Source organism: Actinotalea subterranea (assembly GCF_008364845.1).
GTDB lineage: Bacteria > Actinomycetota > Actinomycetes > Actinomycetales > Cellulomonadaceae > Actinotalea > Actinotalea subterranea.
The window spans coordinates 482,055-499,878 of sequence record NZ_VTTP01000001.1; the positions used below are offsets into that span (position 1 = coordinate 482,055).

Sequence of the window (17,824 nt, forward strand, 5' to 3'; positions counted from 1 at the left end):
TGCGCCCGTTCCCACGACTGTGACCTGAGTCACGTCCTAGACAGCGCGCGTCGGAGCGCGCCTAGTATCACGCCGTCAGCGAGAAGAGCAAACCTGTCGCAAGGCAGGGGCGCAAAGCCATGGGACCCACGTGGTCAGCCAGGCTGCCGAACGACGGAGACCCCCCGTGCCCCACCTCACCCTGCCCTCACGCCTCCCCGCACGCGGTGCGCGAGGCGCCCTGCGCGCCGCGGTCGCTGCGGCCGTCGTGATCGGGGCGGTGACCGCCGCCGGTCCCGCGACCGCGCTCCCGGCCGGTACGCCGTCGGGGGTCGCCGCGGTCGCGCAGCCGACCCGTGTCGCGACCGCAGCGGGCGACTACGCGTCCTACGTCGTCTCCGTCTACCGCGACCTCTTCGGGCGCGAGCCCGACGCGGCAGGCCTCAACGCCTGGAGCGCGGCCCTGAACGCGGGCGCGGCGCGCGTCGGCGTCGCGAACTCGATCACGGGCAGCGACGAGTACCGCGGCGGGCTGATCACCGGCTCCTACGCCCAGTACCTCTCGCGCACGCCCGACGCCCCCGGGCTGCAGAACTGGCTGCTCCACATGAACCGCGGCCTCACGCTGCAGCAGATGGAGGGCGGCTTCCTCGCCTCCGACGAGTACTACGTCCAGTCGGGCTCGACGCCGGCGGGCTGGGTCACCCGTCTCTACCAGCACGTCCTCGGTCGCGAGGCGGCGGGCGTGGAGATCAACCACTGGGCGAGCCAGCTCGAGGCCGGTACGACTCGCGTGAGCGTCGCGATGGGCTTCCTGCTGTCCGCCGAGCACGTCGGCGCGGTGCTCGACGTCCAGTACCGCAAGCTCCTCGGTCGCCCGCTCGACGACGGCGGCCGCGCCGCATGGGTGTCGGCGATCCAGTCCGGCTCGCGCATCGAGGCCGTGATCGGCTCGATCGTCTCGAGCTCCGAGTACGTCACGCGCACGGGCAGCTACGTCCCGGCCACCCCGGCCCCGCCCGTCGCCGCGCCGCCCGCCCCGGCGCCCGCGCCGCCCGCGCCCGCACCGGGCGGCGGGACCGCACCCGCCCCCAGCGTCGGCGGACCCGGCGGCCTGCCCGTCGGCGTCCCCGCGGGCACCCACCTGACCGTCCACACCGGCGACCTCACGATCACGACGCCGGGCACGGTCATCGACTCGCTCGACATCCGCGGGTTCGTGCGCGTCCGCGCCGCCAACGTGACCATCCGCAACTCGATCATCCGGGGCCGCGGCGGCCTGACGAGCTACATGTCCCTCGTGCAGAGCCCCGACGCCGGCGCCAACCTCGTCATCGAGAACTCCGAGCTCGTCGCGCTCGAGCCCTCCCCGTACATCGACGGGATCGTCGGGAAGAGCTTCACGCTGCGTGGCGTGAACATCCACGGGGTCGTCGACCAGGTGAAGATCACCGGGAATGACGTCCTGGTCGAGAACTCCTGGCTCCACGGCAACCTGCACTACGCGCAGGACCCGAATTACGGCTACACGCCCACGCACGACGACAACGTGCAGATCCAGGTGGGCTCCAACATCACCATCCGGAACACCACGATGGCCGACGCGCACAATGCAGGCGTACAGATCACCCAGGACCGCGGAACGGTGAGCAACGTCGTCTTCAGCAGCAACCGGGCAGATGGCGGCGCGTGCACCATCAATGTCGCAGAGAAGGCTTACGGTCCGATCGGCGGGATGGTCATCTCCAACAACACGTTCGGCCTCAACACCAGGGTCGCGCGGTGCGCCATCCTCATGCCGGCGACGACGACCGCACTGTCGACGGTCGCCAGCAACATCTACGTCGACGGCGCCGTCGTCGCCGTGAAGCGCGGCTGACCAGGCACGACCGCCCGGTCGCCCAACGCCTCTGAAGGCCCGACCCCGTGCGCGGGGTCGGGCCTTCGGCATGCCCGGCCCACACCTCGCCCCGTGGCACGCCATGATCGCCGACGGGCCGCCGAGGGGGCCGCACACAGCTCGGCGCACGGCCGTCGCATGATCACATCGCCGACGGAAGCGCATTCGCAAGAATGTGCTGCACATCACGCCCTTTCACGCGAGGACTAAAGTCCCACGCACAATTGCGCGCATTGTTGATCTTCATCGGGCGTCGCGCACGCATTGTTCGCCGGGATTGCTCGATGTGTCCGGAATCCCCCTCATGGAATTTACTCCGGACGCCTGAACTTCCTCATTTCCGCGCACATCTGCCGATGGTCAGTGTGGCGGCGCGAACCCCTTTATCGGCTCACCCAGCGACGCGCCGACGAGCCCATTCCATCCATCGGGAGTCCAACCGTGTCCCAACCACAACGCATGTCCCGCACGTTGCGCAGGATCGCCGTCGCTGCGGCCTTCGCGACCCTCGTCGTCGGTACCGCGCAGGCCACTCCTGCGAGCGCCCGGACAGGGTCCCCGATCGGGAACCTCGAGAAGGTCACCGCAGTCTCCGGCGGCGTCCGGGTCCAGGGCTGGGCCTGGGACCCCGACACCACCGCATCCGTCGTCATGGTCGGTGTGGCGGGCTCGTCACGGACGACCGCGACCGCGTCCACCTACCGCGCGGACGTCGCCAGGTCGTTCCCGGAGTCGGGCGGCTACCGCGGCTTCGACATGGTGATCCCGGCCACGCCGGGCGCCCAGCAGGTGTGCGTGACCGCGACCGACGTCGGCGCGGGCAGCGACAAGACCTTCGCGTGCCAGACCGTCACGGTCGTCAACAGCTCTGCGCGCGGCAACCTGGACGGCGTCGCCGTCGAGGGTGAGGCCGTCAAGGTGTGGGGCTGGGCCGCCGACCCGGATGCCACCGGCCCGGTCACCGTGCGCGTCGTCGTGGCGGGGATCACCCGTGATCTCGTCGCGAACCTCCCACGGCCCGACGTCGCCAAGGCGCTGCCCGCCTACGGCCCCAACACCGGCTTCAGCGCCGTCATCCCCGTCCCGCCGGGCACCCACGGGGTCGCCGTCACGACCCTCAACGTCGGCCCGGGCGAGGACAAGGTGTACGCGCCGCGCGTCGTGAACGTCCTCGACCACAGCCCGACCGGCGCGGTCGATCCCGCCACCGACGGCCCCCTCGGGCTGCGCGTGCGCGGCTGGGCCACCGACCTCGACGCCACGGCACCCGTCCAGGTGCGGCTCTCCGTCACGGGCACCACGGTGACCCGCACCGTCACCGCCGACGGCACGCGCGCGGACCGCTCCGACGCCGCGGCCTTCGAGACGCTCCTGCCCCTCGGTCCCGGGGCGTACGAGGTGTGCGCCACGGCGCTGAACAGCGGCATCGGCCGCGACACCGCGCTCGGCTGCACCTCCGGCGCCGTCCTCGACCACGCGCCGCAGGGCGCCCTCGACCCGGCCGCTGACGACGCGGGCGGCCTCCGCGTGTCCGGCTGGGCGACGGACGTCGACGCCAGCACCCCGCTCGAGGTGCGCCTGACCGTCACGGGGACGACCACGACCCAGACGGTCCGCGCGGACCGCGTGCGCTCCGACCGCCCCGGCTCGACCGGCTTCTCGACCGTGCTGCCCCTGGGCCTCGGCCTCCACGAGGTGTGTGCGACCGCCGTCAACGTGGGCGTCGGCGCCGACACGAGCCTCGGGTGCACCTCGGGCACCGTGCTCGACCACAAGCCGCTCGGCAACCTCGAGGACGCCACGCCCGTCGAGGGCGGCGTGAAGGTGTCGGGCTGGGCCGCAGACCCGGACACCGCGGGTGCGCTGACGGTGCGCGTGACGGTCGCCGGTGCGACGCACGACATCGCAGCGAGCACTCCTCGGGCCGGCGCGGGCACCGCCCCCGTCGCCGGGGCGCAGATGGCCTTCAGCGCCGTCGTCCCGGCCGCTCCTGGCACGCACACCGTGTCCGCGGTCGTCGTCAACGTGGGACCGGGCGCCGACCAGGCGCTGACCCCCCGGACGGTCACCGTGGCCCCGCCCGCGCCGACCACCCCGGACGTCCCCGGCCCCACCAACACGGGCGTCCCCGCGGGTACGGCCCTCCGGGTGCACAACGGCGACCTCACCATCACGACGCCGGGCACCGTCATCGACGGTCTGGACATCCGCGGGTTCGTGCGGGTCAAGGCGAACGACGTGACGATCCGCAACACGATCGTCCGCGGACGCCCCGGCCTCACGGGCTACATGTCGCTCATCCAGAACGCCGACCAGGCGAACCACCTGACGATCGAGGACTCGGAGCTCGTCGCCGCCGACCCGTCGTTCTACATCGACGGGATCGTCGGGAAGAACTTCACGCTGCGCCGGGTCAACATCCACGGTGTGATCGACCAGGTCAAGATCACCGGGAACGACGTCCTCGTCGAGGACTCGTGGCTGCACGACAGCCTGTACTACCTCCAGGACCCCAACTACAACTACACGCCGACCCATGACGACAACGTGCAGATCCAGCGGGGCACCAACATCACCATCCGGAACAACACGATGGAGGACGCGCACAACGCAGGTGTCCAGATCACCCAGGACTCCGGCGTCGTCGGGAACGTGAGGTTCGAGGGCAACCGGGCCGACGGCGGGGCGTGCACGATCAACGTCGCCGAGAAGTCCTACGGCCCGATCAGCGGGACGGTCATCACCGACAACGTGTTCGGCACCGGCACGCGCATCGCGCGGTGCGCGGTCCTCATGCCGAGCACGACGACGGCGCTCTCGAACGTCACCAACAACGTCTACACCGACGGTGTGGCCGTGACGGTCAAGCGGGGCTGAGCCACGACGTAGGGCCGGTACCGGAGATGCTCCGGTACCGGCCCTCGCGTGCGCCCTCGGCGCCCTCTGTGCGTCGGCCCGGCGTCAGTACGCGCCCGAGCCGGAGAGCACCGCGCGCGCGGTCTTCCACAGGATCATGAGGTCCATCGCGACGGACCAGTTGTCGACGTAGCGCAGGTCGAGACGGACGGACTCGTCCCAGCTCAGGTCCGAGCGGCCCGAGACCTGCCAGAGCCCGGTGAGCCCGGGCTTGACGCGCAGGCGACGGTGGACCGCGTCCTCGTACCCCTCGACCTCGGCCGCGAGCGGCGGCCGGGGGCCGACGAGCGACATGTCACCCTTCACGACGTTCACGAGCTGGGCGAGCTCGTCGAGCGAGAAGCGACGCAGGAGGCGCCCGACGGGCGTGACACGGGGGTCCTGCCGCATCTTGAACAGCACCCCGGCGCCCTCGTTGCTCGCGGCCAGGTCCGACCGGCGCTGATCGGCGTCCACGTACATGCTGCGCAGCTTCCACATGGTGAAGGTCGAGCCGTCGACGCCGACCCGCGTCTGCCGGTAGAACGCCGGCCCGGGCGACGTGAGCCGCACCGCCAGCGCGGCGACGCCGATCACGGGCGCGGCCGCGACGAGCAGGGCGAGCCCGACGGTCCGGTCCATGACGGCCTTCGCGAGCAGCCGCCGCCGGGTCGCACCCACCTCGACCTCGAGCAGCGACAGGCCCGCCGTCGGCTTGACGGTCAGCCGGGGCGCGGTGACCTCGAGGATGTCCGGGACCACGATGAGCTTCGCGCCGGCGCGGTCCAGCGCCCACGACAGCCGCCGCAGCGCCTCGCCGTTCAGCGTGCTGCCGGAGACGACCACGACGTCGATCGCCCGGTCGGCGACGACCTGCGCGACGTCGGCGACCGCCCCGACGACGGGCACGCCTGCGACGGGCCGCGCGTCGGTGAGGCTCGGTACGCACACGCCGGTGACCTGGTAGCCGTGGTACGGGGCGCCGGCGAGGTCGGCCACGACGCGCGCCGCAGCGTCGGCCTGGCCCACGATGAGCGTCCGCATCATCGCCTCGCCGTGGCTCCGCTGGTGGTGCAGCACCCGCCGGTGGAAGTAGCGCGCGATCACGGCGATCGCGACCGCCGCGGGCACGCCCCCGAACACGAGCAGCCGCGAGATCTCGGCCTTCGTGAGGTAGCTCGCCGTCATGAGCGCGACGACCGCCCACGCCCCCGACCGCAGGAGGGCCTGGAACTCGGCCGGCCCGTCCCCGAGCTCGCCCGCCTCGTAGCCCCGGGCGAGCGCCACGAGGACCACGAAGCCGACGACGCCCCCGGCGACGACGGCCGCGAGGAGCGGCCCCGGGCCGTAGATCGGGAGCCCGATGAGAAGCGTGGCGGCCAGGGCGGCGAAGCCGTCGAGGACCACGACACGCGCCCGGTAGGCGGCGGCGCGGTGCGACCACAGGTGCTCACGCGCGCTCGCGTCGTTGAAGGGCGTCAGGCGCTGCACGAAGGGCTGCGAGGAGGCCCAGGACCGGCGCACCTCGGCGGCGGCACCACGACGGTCTGCCGGGCTCGACCACCGGAGGTCTCGTTCTGCTGCGATCGTCACGCGTCGTTCACCCCCAGGTCACCAGCCGCTTGTCTGGGTTGAGGGTATACCGACCGGTCTGGGCGTTACGTCCTTTCTGTCCGATTTCACCCGCATGCGCGACAGGGTGGACGCCTGGGGCGCGCGGGGCTCAGGCCGGCGGCGCGTGGAACCGTTGCTGCGCAGCCAGGAGCCCCTGCGTCACGACCATCTCGACGGCGTCGGCCGCCGCGTCCACCAGCCAGGGCAGCTCCGGGCGCTCGACGGTGGCGAAGTCCTTCAGCACGAAGTCGGCGGGGTCCGTCCGTCCGGGCGGACGCCCGATGCCGACCCGCACGCGCACGTAGTCGCGGCTGCCGAGCACCGAGCTGATGCTGCGCAGGCCGTTGTGCCCGCCCTCTCCGCCGCCGGCCTTGAGCCGCACCGTCGGGAAGGGGATGTCGAGCTCGTCGTGCACGACGATCACGCGCTCGACCGGCACCTGGAGGTACTGCGCGAGCGCGCCGACCGGCCCGCCCGAGACGTTCATGTAGGTCGTGGGCTTGGCGAGCACCACGCGGGGGCCGGGCGCACCGCCCGGCAGCACCCCGAGGCGGATGTCGGCGACGGCCGCGCGGCTCCGGTGGGAGGTGAACGCCGAGCCGGCGCGCCGGGCGAGGTCGTCGACGACCATCTGACCGACGTTGTGCCGGTTGGCCGCGTAGGCGGGGCCCGGGTTGCCGAGCCCGACCACGAGCCACGGTGCGCTCATCTCATCCCCTCCCAGGGTTCGACGTGCCCGGAGACGAGCGACGCCTGGTCCCAGGAGGACCAGGCGTCGCAGCGTTCGCACGGATGACCGGCCGAGCTCAGAGCCCCTGGGTCCCGGCGGCCTCGGCGGCGGCGGCCGACGCGGCCGACTGCTCGGCGGCGAGCTCGGCGGCGGCGTTGTCGTCAGCGGCGGACGACTGCGGGACGGAGATCACGAGGATGACCGACTCGGGGTCGCCCACGAACGAGGCGCCCTCGGGCAGGACCAGGTCGGACGCGTGGACCTGCGTGCCGGCCTCGAGGCCCTCGACCGAGACCTCGATGGCCTGCGGGAGGTGCGTGGCCTCGGCCTCGAGGGTCACCGACTGGGCCTCGACGACGTGGATGGTGCCGGGCGCGGACTCGCCGACGACGTGGACGTTGACGTCGACGGTGACCTTCTCGCCCTTCTTCACGACGAGGAAGTCGATGTGCTCGATGACGTTCTTGACCGGGTCGCGCTGGACGTCCTTGGCGATCGCGAGCTGCGTCGCACCGTCGAGGTCGATCGCGAACAGCGCGTTGGCGTGCTTGAGCGCGAGCATCGTCTCGTGGCCGGGGAGCGCGATGTGCAGCGGCTCCGCGCCGTGGCCGTACAGGACGGCGGGGATCTGGTGCGCACGACGGATGCGGCGGGCGGCGCCCTTGCCGAACTCGTTTCGGGCGACGGCGGCGAGCTTGACCTCGGACACGGGAACTCCTGGAGTCTGGAAGGACGGGATGACTCATCGCTGGTTCGACCAGCAGCTGACGCGGTGCGGCGGCCTCGGCGCGGGACACAGGACGGACGCGCGGAGACGACCGCCGCGTCAATCACGGAGTCGTGGGGTGGGCACCAGCCGCACAGCCGTCCGACGTCCCTCGCCGAGGCAACTTGCTTACTCTACCCGCACCGGGCAGGAGCCGGAAACCGGCCCCACCCGGGACCGCGTCAGACGGCGCCGTCGAACAGGGACGTCACCGAGCCGTCGTCGAAGACCTCACGGATGGCACGCGCGATGAGCGCCGCGATCGAGAGCACCGTGAGCCGCGCGAAGTGCCGCTCCTCGGGGATCGGCAGGGTGTCCGTGACGATGACCTCGCGCGCGCCGCACTCCTGGAGCCGCTGCGCGGCCGGGTCGGAGAGCACGCCGTGGGTCGCGGCGACGATGACGTCCTTGGCGCCCGCCGCGAGCAGCACGCGGACGGCCTCGGCGATGGTGCCGCCCGTGTCGATCAGGTCGTCGACGAGCACGCACGTGCGGCCCTCGACGTCACCGACGACACGGTTCGCGACCGCCCGGTTGGGCGTGTTGATGTCGCGCGTCTTGTGGATGAAGGCCAGCGGGCAGCCACCGAGCTTCGCGGCCCACTGCTCCGCGACACGGATGCGGCCCGCGTCGGGCGAGACGACCGCGACGTTGGTCAGGTCCACGCGGGTGCGCACGTAGTCGACGAGGAGCGGCATCGCCCACAGGTGGTCGACCGGGCCGTCGAAGAACCCCTGCGTCTGCGCGGCGTGCAGGTCGACGCTCATGAGGCGGTCGGCGCCGGCCGTCTTGAACAGGTCCGCCATGAGGCGCGCCGAGATCGGCTCACGCCCGCGGTGCTTCTTGTCCTGACGGGCGTAGCCGTAGAACGGCTGGACCACGGTGATGGTCTTGGCGGAGGCGCGCTTGAGCGCATCCACCATGATCAGCTGCTCCATGATCCACTGGTTGATCGGGGCCGTGTGGCTCTGGAGCACGAACGCGTCGGCCCCGCGCACGCTCTCCGCGTACCGGACGTAGATCTCGCCGTTCGCGAAGTCGTACGCGGTCGTCGGGACCAGCTCGACGTCGAGCTCGCGGGCAACGTCGTCGGCGAGCTCGGGGTGCGCGCGACCCGAGACGAGGACGAGCCGCTTCTCACCGTCGTGGGAGAGGATCCCGGTCATCTGTTCAGTGCCCTTCGGTGGTGGACGGTGCTGCAGAGCCGTGGTCGTCGGCCGCGGGCTGCCCACCCGGTGCCTGCTGCGCCCGGGCCAGCTCGGCGCGGGCCTGGGGGGAGAGCGCGGGGGCGTCGTCGTCCTCGCCGAGCGCGAGCGCCGCGGCCTCGGCGGACGCCGTCCCGGGACGGCGGCGCAGGACCCAGCGGTCGATCGTGCGCTGGGGCGCCGTGTTGATGCCGAGCGCACCCGGGTGCACGTCGCGACGGATCACTGAGCCGGCACCCGTGTAGGCGCCGTCCCCGATCGTCACGGGCGCGACCAGCGCGTTGTCGGAGCCGATCCGCACGTGCGAGCCGACCGTCGTGCGGTGCTTCGTCACGCCGTCGTAGTTGACGAAGATGGTCGCGGCGCCGATGTTCGAGTGCTCGCCGATGGTCGCGTCGCCCACGTAGGACAGGTGCGGGACCTTCGAGTGGGCACCGATCGTCGCGTTCTTCGTCTCGACGAACGCGCCGATCTTGCCGTCCGCGCCCAGGTCCGTGCCCGGCCGCAGGTAGGAGAACGGTCCGACGACGGCGCCCGCGCCGACGCGTGACGACGAGCCGTGGCTGCGCACCACGTGCGCGCCGGCCTCGACCACCACGTCCCGCAGCGTCGTGTCCGGGCCGACGACGGCGCCCGAGGCGACCCGCGTCGCACCGTGCAGCTGCGTCCCAGGAAGGAGCGTCACGTCCTGCTCGAGCTCGACGTCCACGTCGATCCAGGTCGTCGCCGGGTCGACCACGGTGACGCCCGAGAGCATCGCGTCCGTCACGATCCGACGGTTGAGCTCGGCCGCGAGGACCGCGAGCTGCGCCCGGTCGTTGACGCCCTCGACGAGCACCGGGTCGTCGACCCGCAGGGCGCGCACCGAGCCGCCGTCGGCCCGCGCGATCGCCAGCACGTCGGTCAGGTAGACCTCGCCCTGGGCGTTGTCCCGGCCCAGCCGTCCGAGCGCACCGCGCAGCACCGCGGCGTCGAACACGTAGACCGAGGAGTTGATCTCGGCGATCTCGCGCTGGGCGTCGTCCGCATCCTTGTGCTCGACGATGCCCAGGACGGCGCCCGTGCCCTCCTCGCGGACGATGCGCCCGTAGCCCGTCGGGTCGGCCACCTCGGTCGTCAGGACCGTCACCGCGTTGCCGTCGGTCACGTGGGCCTCGAGGAGCTGCGCGAGCGTCCCGCCGTCGAGGAGCGGGATGTCACCCGCGAGCACCACGACGGGGCCCTCCAGGACCGGGCTGACCGCTCCGTCCGTCGAGGAGCCCTCGTGCGCCAGGTCGGCGTGCGCCGCTGCGTCCAGCACGCCCAGCGCACACTGGACCGCGCGGCCCGTCCCCGGGATCTCGTCCTGGTCGGCGATGACCACACCCGGGTCGACCTCGAGGGCGTGGGCCGCGACGCGGTCGCGCTCGTGGCGGACGACGACGGCGATGCGGCGGGGGTCGAGCTCACGCGCTGCGGCGAGCGCGTGGCCGAGCATCGAGCGCCCGGCGAGGGTGTGCAGCACCTTCGGTGTCGTGGAACGCATCCGCGTCCCCTCACCGGCTGCGAGCACGACGACGGCAGCGGGGCGGGCGTTGGTCACTGGACTCCCGAGGGATCTGCTGGACTGCTCCGCCGGTCGCAGGGCGAACGGCGCAGCGCCACGCGATGGTCTGGCGCCCCGCCACTCTACCGTCGCGCGCGGGGCCCGGGTGCGACGGCCGTCGTCGGCGGCCGTCGCACGTGCGGCTCCGCCCCCAGGATTCGAACCTGGACCGCAAGGCTCCAAAGGCCTGCGTGCTGCCGTTACACCAGGGCGGACCGATCACCCGTCGGTCGTCACGGGCCTGCGCGCGGGCCACCGTCGGGGCGGCCGGGCCGGGCAGACCCGGCGGACGTCGGGCGAGCGATCCCCCAGTCTGCCAGGGCCGCACGGCATGATGGGCGCGTGGCCTCCTCGAGCAAGCGACCCGCCCGCGCGCGGATGACCGGCACGCAGCGTCGCGAGCAGCTCCTGGACGTGTCCCGTCAGCTCTTCGCCGAGAAGGGGTTCGAGGGCACGAGCGTCGAGGAGATCGCCGCCCGCGCCCAGGTGTCCAAGCCCGTCGTGTACGAGCACTTCGGCGGCAAGGAGGGCATGTACGCGGTCGTCGTCGACCGAGAGATCCAGGCCCTGACGGGCGCCCTCACCCTGGCCCTCGAGGCCGGCGGCCACCCGCAGGTCCTGCTCGAGCGGACGGCGCTCGCGCTGCTCGACTACATCGAGGAGTCGACCGACGGGTTCCGGATCCTCGTGCGCGACTCGCCCGTCGCCCAGGCGACGGGGACGTTCTCGAGCCTCATCGGCGACGTCGCCACCCAGGTCGAGCACCTCCTCGGGGACCAGTTCACGCGTCGCGGCCTCGACCCGCGCACGGCGCCGATCTACGCCCAGATGCTCGTCGGCATGGTCGCGCTCACCGGTCAGCACTGGCTCGACTCCCGGAGCCCCAAGAAGGCCGACGTCGCCGCGCACCTGGTCAACCTCGCCTGGAACGGGCTGTCCGGCCTCCAGCGACGACCCGAGCTCCGCGGCGAGCCCGGGGGAACCGCATGACGGACGAGGTCGACCGGATCGTCGAGGCATGGGGGCGCGAGCGCCCCGACCTGGACATCGCCCCGCTCGCCGTCCTCTCCCGGGTGAGCCGGCTCGCCCGGCACCTCGACCTCGCGCGGCGCGCCGCGTTCGACCGGCACGACCTCGAGCTGTGGGAGTTCGACGTCCTCTCGGCGCTGCGCCGCACCGGCGAGCCCTACCAGCTCTCCCCCGGCGCGCTCGTGACGCAGACGCTCGTCACGAGCGGCACCATGACCAACCGGATCGACCGGCTCGAGGCCCGGGGCCTGGTGGGCCGGCTCCCGCTGCCCGCGGACCGCAGGGGCGTGCTCGTGCGGCTCACGCCCGACGGCCGACGCCGCGTGGACGCGGCGCTCGAGGACCTGCTGCACATCGAGCGCCGGCTGCTCTCCGACCTCACGGACGAGGACCAGCGCACCCTCGCGGACCTGCTCCGCACCGTCGTGGCACCCTTCGACGCCTGAGTCGCGCGGTCAGTCCACGACCTCGGCCGCGGCCAGCCACTCCGCCTCGAGGCGCTCCCGCTCGGCGTCGAGCTCACGCAGCTCGCCGTCGAGCGCCAGGACCGCCGCGTGGTCGGACGCGACGGCGGCCATGCGCTCGTGGACGCGGGCCTGCCGCTCGGCGAGCTTCGAGAGCGCGCGGTCCACGCGCACGATCGTCTTGCGCGCCTCGCGGACCTCGGCGGCCGACGGGGCCTGCGCCGCCGCGGTGCCGCCCGGCGCCGCTCCGGCGCCGCTCGCGTCCCCGGGTCCCGTGCCACCGGGCGCCGCGCCGTCGCCGGGGCGACCGGGCGTCGGGCCCGGACCGCCCGGGACGCCGTCGGCCCCCGCACCGCGGTCCGCCGCGGCACCTGCGAAGGCACCGCCCTCCTGCGCGGCCCGGCGCAGCTCGAGGTACTGCTCGACGCCGCCCGGCAGGTCCCGCAGGGCGCCGTCCCCGAGCAGCGCGACCTGCCGGTCGCACACCCGCTCGAGCAGGTACCGGTCGTGCGAGACGACGACGAGCGTGCCGGGCCAGCCGTCGAGGAGGTCCTCGAGCGCCGCGAGCGTGTCCGTGTCCAGATCGTTGGTCGGCTCGTCCAGCAGCAGGACGTTGGGCTCGCCCACGAGGAGCCGCAGGAGCTGGAGACGCCTGCGCTCCCCGCCGGAGAGGTCGCGGACGACCGTCCGCGCGCGCTCCTTGGTGAAGCCGAGCCGCTCGACGAGCTGGGACGCGGTGAGCTCCTTGCCGCCGACCGAGACCGTGCGCCGCTCGCGCTCGACGACCTCGACGACCCGCAGGTCGGCGAGCTCGTCCAGCTCGCCGACGTCCTGCGTCAGCGTCGCCACGACGGCCGTCTTCCCGCGCTTGACCCGGCCCGCGCCCGGGACGAGTGAGCCCTCGAGGAGCCGCAGCAGCGTCGTCTTGCCCGCACCGTTGACCCCGACGAGGCCGTAGCGGTCCCCGGGGCCGAGCCGCCACGTCACGTCGTCGAGGAGCGTGCGCTCGCCGCCGGTCGGCGTCGGGAACGTGACGGTCACGCCCTCGAGGTCGAGCACGTCCTTGCCCTGACGCGCCGTCGCGAGCCGCGTCAGCTCGAGCGGGTCGCGGGGCGGCGGCTCGTCCGCGATGAGCTCGGCGGCGGCGTCGAGCCGGAAGCGCGGCTTGCTCGTGCGCGCGGGCGCGCCGCGTCGCAGCCACGCGAGCTCCTTGCGCAGCAGGTTGTCCCGACGCTGAGACGTGACGGCCGCCTGCCGCTCACGCTCCGCCCGGGCCAGCACGTACGCGGCGTAGCCGCCCTCGTAGCCGAGCACCGCCCCGCCCGGACCGCCCGGGACCGCGCCCGTGACCTCCCACATGCGCGTGCACACGGCGTCGAGGAACCACCTGTCGTGGGTGACGACCACGAGCGCTCCCCGCGCGGTACGCCCGCCGAACCGCGCCACGAGGTGCTCCGCGAGCCACGCCACGCCCTCGACGTCGAGGTGGTTGGTGGGCTCGTCGAGCAGCAGCACGTCGTGGTCCGCGACCAGGAGCGCGGCGAGCGCCACGCGTCGGCGCTGGCCGCCCGACAGGTGCGCGACGTCCGTGTCGAGGTCGACGTCGCCCAGCAGCCCGGTGTGGACGGCGCGCACGGCCGCGTCCCCCGCCCAGGTGTGCACCGCGTCGTCACCGTGCACGAGGTCGCGCACGCGCGTCCCCGCGGGCAGCTCGTCACGCTGGTCGAGGAGGCCGACGCGCACGCCGCCCGCGTAGGTGACGCGCCCGGCGTCAGGCTCGAACCTCTTGGCGAGGAGCCGCAGCACGGTCGACTTGCCCGCGCCGTTGGGCCCGACGACGCCGACGCGCATGCCGGCGTCGACGCCGAGGCTCACGCCGTCGAGGAGCGTGCGGGTGTCGACCGTGAGGCTGATCGCGTCCGCACCGAGCAGGTGGGCCATCAGCCCCTGTCCCCGGACCGTGCGGACGTGCGCGGGAGCTCGTGCGGGGCGCCCGTGCCGGACGCGGTCGTCAGGCGCGCACCCGCGACCGGCCCCGTGGCGCACAGGACCGAGTCGGCGACGCCTGCGGCGGTCATCGCCGCGGCGATCGCGAGCGCGTGCTGCCGCGACCGGGCGAGGGCGGCGACCGTCGGGCCGGACCCGCTGACGACGACGCCCAGGGCGCCCGCGTCCTGCGCCACCGCCAGCGTCTCGGCCAGGTCGGGTGCGAGCTCGAGCGCGGCGTCCTGGAGGTCGTTCACGAGCGCCTCGCCCACGGCGACGGGGTCCCCGGAGCGCAGCGCCTGCATGAGCTGGACGTCGGCCTCCGGCTCGCCGGTGGTGCCACCCACGATCTCGTCGAACGTCGCGTACACCTCAGGGGTCGAGAGGCCGGTCGCACGCACGCCGAGCGCCCAGTGGTACTCCCCGCGGCTCATCGCCGGCGTGAGCAGGTCACCGCGGCCACGGCCCACCGCGGTCTGTCCGAGGAGCGCGAAGGGGACGTCGGAGCCGAGCGTGGCCCCGAGCTCCGCCAGCGCGTCGCGGGACAGGCCCGTGGACCACAGGGTGTCGAGGGCGAGCAGGGTCGCCGCGGCGTCGGCCGACCCGCCGGCCATGCCGCCCGCGACCGGGACGCCCTTGGTCACGTGCAGGCGCGCGCCGGCCTCGACACCCGTCGCCTCGGCCAGGAGGTGCGCCGCGCGCAGCACGAGGTTGGTCCCGTCGGTCGGCACGAGGTCCGCCTGCGGACCGCTCACGGTGAGGCTCACCTCCTCCGCGAGCGTCGCCGTCAGGTCCTCGTACACGGAGACGGCCTGGAAGACGGTCGCGAGCGGGTGGTAGCCGTCCGGCTGACGGCGGCCCACCGTGAGGGCAAGGTTGATCTTGCCCGGCGCACGGACGTGCACCTCGGGGACCGCGGTCTCGAACACCCCACCACTCTTTCACGTCCGGGCAGGCGTGCACGTCCACGGCCGCGGGACGGCCCTCAGCCGCGCGGGAGGTGCTCCGCGACCCGCGCGAACGCCGCGATGTCCAGGCGCTCGCCGCGCGTGGTCGGGTCGACACCGGCGGACCGCAGGGCGTCCTCGGCGGCGGCGGAGGACCCGGCAAGCCCTGCGAGCGCCGAGCGGAGCATCTTGCGGCGCTGGGCGAACGCCGCGTCGACGACCGCGAACACCGCCTCACGCGAGGCGGTCGTCCCGGGAGGGTCCCGGCGCTCGAGCGCGACGAGCGAGGAGTCGACCCGCGGCACGGGCCAGAACACGGCGCGCCCGATCGAGCCCGCACCGCGCGCGGAGGCGTACCAGGCGGCCTTCGCCGAGGGGATGCCGTACGTGCGCGAGCCGGGCGGGGCGACGAGGCGGTCCGCGACCTCGGACTGCACCATCACCAGGACCCGCTCGAGCGACGCGAACCGCGCCAGGAACGAGAGCAGCACGGGCACCGCCACGTTGTACGGCAGGTTCGCCACGAGGGCCGTGGGCGGCGGGCCGGGGAGCTCGGTGATCGCGAGGGCGTCCGCGGGCAGGACGGTCAGGCGCTCCGCACCCGCGGGGTCGCGCTCCGCGACGGTCTCCGGGAGCTGCCGGGCGAGGACGGGGTCGATCTCGACGGCGACGACGTGCGCGCCCGCCTCGAGGAGCCCGAGCGTGAGCGAGCCGAGCCCTGGACCCACCTCGACGACGTGCTCACCCGGCCGCACGGCGGCCGTGCGGACGATCTTGCGCACCGTCCCGGAGTCGACGACGAAGTTCTGGCCCCACGTCTTGGTGGGGCGAACCCCGAGGCGTCCGGCGAGCTCGCGGATCTGCGCGGGCCCGAGCAGGGCGTCGGTGGTCATGGAGCGAGCCTAGGGTCTGCGCGCGCCCGACCCGCGCCGGGCTGCGGCCGGGGGGCGGCAGGCGGGGGCCGTCATACCGCGGGGCGGGTGCGGCGACCGGTCACGGCCACCCCACCCGCCCCGCGGCTCACGCCACGTCGCGGACGACGTCAGAGCAGGCCGAGCTTGGCCGCGCAGGCGGGCCACTGGCCCCAGCCCGAGCGCGCCTGGAGCGCCTGGGCGCGCTGCGTCTGCTCCTCGGCGGACGCCTCGGACGGAAGGCCGGCGCCACCGACGGCCTGCCACGTGCCGACCGAGAACTGGTACAGGCCGTGGTACTTCCCGCTCGAGGAGACGGCGGTCGGGTTGCCCCCGGACTCGCACTTGGCGAGCGCACCCCACACGTCGCCGGTCACGACCGTGCCGCCGGTCGGCGCCGGGGCGGGCCGAGCCTTGGTGCCCTCGCGGACGACCTCGGTGACGGGTGCTCGCGTGACGAGGTCGCTCAGCTGGACGCTGGACTCGTCGACGCCGTCGACCGTGATCACGCGGTGGACGGTGGTCCGCTCCCCGGTGGCACCGGCGACCTCCGTGCGACGCTGGCCCTTGTAGAGCGCGTCCGTCTGCTCGACGACCTGCTCGAACGGGATCTCGGTGAGCGTGACGCGCTCCTCCGCGACGACGCGCTGCACCACGACGGTGACCGCGGGGACGGCGTCGACGGCGGCCTCGGGCTCGGTCGCCGTCGCGTCCGCGTCGGTCACCTCGGCGGAGCCCACCTCAGTGGCCTCCCCGCTCGCCGACGCAGCCTCCTGGGTCGCCTCGGCGGGTGCCGCGGGCGCCTCGGCGGGCACCGGCGCGGGGGGTGCGTCGCCCGGAAGGTAGACGTGGACCCGGTCGAGGTCGCCCACCGTCACGCCCTGCTGCTCGAGCAGCTCGGCCACACCCGTGGACCCGTCCTCGATGCGCTCGGTGCGCCCGTCGACGACGAGGTCCACCGGCCCCCCGTCGTTGAGGTGCACGGCGAGCTCGGGGCGGCCGGTCGCCGCGGACCGGGCCGCAACGAGCCGCACGTCCTGCGCCCTGGTCTCGAGGGTCTCGAGCGCCTCCTCGGCGCTCAGGGCCGTCGTCCACACCGTGCTCTCCTCGCCGTCGGCGAGGACCGTGACCTGGCGCGCGTGGCGCACCACGACGTCACCGCCGTCCGCGAGCGCGTCGTCCTGCGTCGGGGCGACCACGTCCCGCTCGCCCAGCTCGATGCCCTGCTCGGCGAGAAGGCCGTCGACGCTGCCCGCGAAGGTCGTGACGCGCACGAGCTCCCCGTCGACGTCGAGCGTGACCGACTTGTGGGCCGACGCGACGGCGATCGAGCCGCCGGCGAGCACGGCGCACGCGGTGGCGAGGGTGGCGACGAGGAGGACGCGGCGGCGGGGGCGGGGGGCGTCGTCGGCGACGCGGTGCGAGGCTGCCTCGCGGGCCGGTCCCGGGCCGTCAGGGTGGAGCTCGGTGGTGGTGCGGTGGTCGGCCTGCGAACGGGCCGAGCGGGGGCGGAGCAGGTCCAGGAAGGTCACGTGGTTCCAGACGTCGAGCTGTCCGGGCACAGGGGGGCCAGCCGCCGAGCGTGCTCGGCCCGTGAGGGAAGGCTGTCCGGAACCCTGATCCGGCCGTCGTGTGGACCGGGCCACGTCCGTGGGGCCCAGCCGCCGCCCCACCGGCTGGTCGACGACCCACCGGCTACGGGCAGGGGTCCGGCGCGTGCCCGTCGGTCACTCGAAGCGAGTGGCCGTCTCTAGCACGTCCGACCCCAGGAGGCCCGGAGCGACATGCGACCGTAACCTATCCGTGACCTTCT

13 protein-coding genes, 1 tRNA gene and 1 riboswitch are annotated in these 17,824 nt (G+C 73.7%); of the genes, 4 read left to right on the plus strand and 10 right to left on the minus strand.

Translation table 11 applies throughout. The annotated features are described in order from the left end of the window. The first annotated feature begins 76 nt into the window (after nucleotides 1-76). Nucleotides 77-151, plus strand: a riboswitch (cyclic di-GMP riboswitch). A gap of 15 nt (nucleotides 152-166) precedes the next feature. Continuing rightward, nucleotides 167-1,858 (plus strand): DUF4214 domain-containing protein, encoded by a 1,692-nt coding sequence (locus FZ988_RS02190; RefSeq protein ID WP_188078940.1) that lies wholly within the window; start codon nucleotides 167-169, stop codon nucleotides 1,856-1,858. 480 nt (nucleotides 1,859-2,338) lie between these two features. After that, nucleotides 2,339-4,756 carry a right-handed parallel beta-helix repeat-containing protein gene (locus tag FZ988_RS02195; protein WP_149202341.1) on the plus strand — a complete coding sequence of 806 codons (2,418 nt, stop codon included), beginning with the start codon at nucleotides 2,339-2,341 and terminating at the stop codon, nucleotides 4,754-4,756. 84 nt (nucleotides 4,757-4,840) lie between these two features. Here FZ988_RS02195 and FZ988_RS02200 read toward each other — a convergent pair whose 3' ends face one another. From FZ988_RS02200 to FZ988_RS02225, 6 genes are all read right to left on the minus strand, one after another. Further along, a complete protein-coding gene (locus tag FZ988_RS02200) occupies nucleotides 4,841-6,367 on the minus strand; it encodes a sugar transferase (protein ID WP_149202342.1) in 1,527 nt (508 codons plus the stop codon). 130 nt (nucleotides 6,368-6,497) lie between these two features. After that, entirely contained in the window at nucleotides 6,498-7,097 is a 600-nt protein-coding gene (pth, locus tag FZ988_RS02205; protein WP_149202343.1) for an aminoacyl-tRNA hydrolase, read from the minus strand. A gap of 97 nt (nucleotides 7,098-7,194) precedes the next feature. Continuing rightward, nucleotides 7,195-7,827 (minus strand): 50S ribosomal protein L25/general stress protein Ctc, encoded by a 633-nt coding sequence (locus tag FZ988_RS02210; RefSeq protein ID WP_149202344.1) that lies wholly within the window; start codon nucleotides 7,825-7,827, stop codon nucleotides 7,195-7,197. Nucleotides 7,828-8,066: 239 nt separating this feature from the next. Further along, nucleotides 8,067-9,050 (minus strand): ribose-phosphate diphosphokinase, encoded by a 984-nt coding sequence (locus tag FZ988_RS02215; RefSeq protein ID WP_149202345.1) that lies wholly within the window; start codon nucleotides 9,048-9,050, stop codon nucleotides 8,067-8,069. Between the two features lie 4 nt (nucleotides 9,051-9,054). Further along, nucleotides 9,055-10,671: a bifunctional UDP-N-acetylglucosamine diphosphorylase/glucosamine-1-phosphate N-acetyltransferase GlmU gene (glmU, locus tag FZ988_RS02220; RefSeq protein WP_149202346.1), complete on the minus strand. Its 1,617-nt coding sequence runs from the start codon at nucleotides 10,669-10,671 to the stop codon at nucleotides 9,055-9,057. Between the two features lie 146 nt (nucleotides 10,672-10,817). Next, nucleotides 10,818-10,889 (minus strand) — tRNA-Gln (locus FZ988_RS02225). Nucleotides 10,890-11,052: 163 nt separating this feature from the next. On the opposite strand from FZ988_RS02225, the gene FZ988_RS02230 reads away from it, so the two are divergent. Then, on the plus strand, nucleotides 11,053-11,664 hold the full coding sequence (locus FZ988_RS02230) for a TetR/AcrR family transcriptional regulator (RefSeq protein ID WP_149202543.1): 612 nt from the start codon (nucleotides 11,053-11,055) through the stop codon (nucleotides 11,662-11,664). Continuing rightward, nucleotides 11,661-12,149, plus strand: coding sequence for a MarR family winged helix-turn-helix transcriptional regulator (locus FZ988_RS02235; protein WP_149202347.1), 489 nt, complete (start codon nucleotides 11,661-11,663; stop codon nucleotides 12,147-12,149). The genes FZ988_RS02230 and FZ988_RS02235 overlap by 4 nt, the downstream gene beginning before the upstream one ends. 9 nt (nucleotides 12,150-12,158) lie before the next feature. Here FZ988_RS02235 and FZ988_RS02240 read toward each other — a convergent pair whose 3' ends face one another. From FZ988_RS02240 to FZ988_RS02255, 4 genes are all read right to left on the minus strand, one after another. Further along, on the minus strand, nucleotides 12,159-14,108 hold the full coding sequence (locus FZ988_RS02240; protein ID WP_149202348.1) for an ABC-F family ATP-binding cassette domain-containing protein: 1,950 nt from the start codon (nucleotides 14,106-14,108) through the stop codon (nucleotides 12,159-12,161). Next, nucleotides 14,108-15,082: a 4-(cytidine 5'-diphospho)-2-C-methyl-D-erythritol kinase gene (locus FZ988_RS02245; RefSeq protein WP_149202349.1), complete on the minus strand. Its 975-nt coding sequence runs from the start codon at nucleotides 15,080-15,082 to the stop codon at nucleotides 14,108-14,110. The genes FZ988_RS02240 and FZ988_RS02245 overlap by 1 nt, the downstream gene beginning before the upstream one ends. A gap of 56 nt (nucleotides 15,083-15,138) precedes the next feature. Next, on the minus strand, nucleotides 15,139-15,993 hold the full coding sequence (gene rsmA / locus FZ988_RS02250; protein ID WP_149202350.1) for a 16S rRNA (adenine(1518)-N(6)/adenine(1519)-N(6))-dimethyltransferase RsmA: 855 nt from the start codon (nucleotides 15,991-15,993) through the stop codon (nucleotides 15,139-15,141). 149 nt (nucleotides 15,994-16,142) lie between these two features. Continuing rightward, on the minus strand, nucleotides 16,143-17,573 hold the full coding sequence (locus tag FZ988_RS02255; RefSeq protein ID WP_246169100.1) for a resuscitation-promoting factor: 1,431 nt from the start codon (nucleotides 17,571-17,573) through the stop codon (nucleotides 16,143-16,145). Nucleotides 17,574-17,824 lie beyond the last annotated feature (251 nt).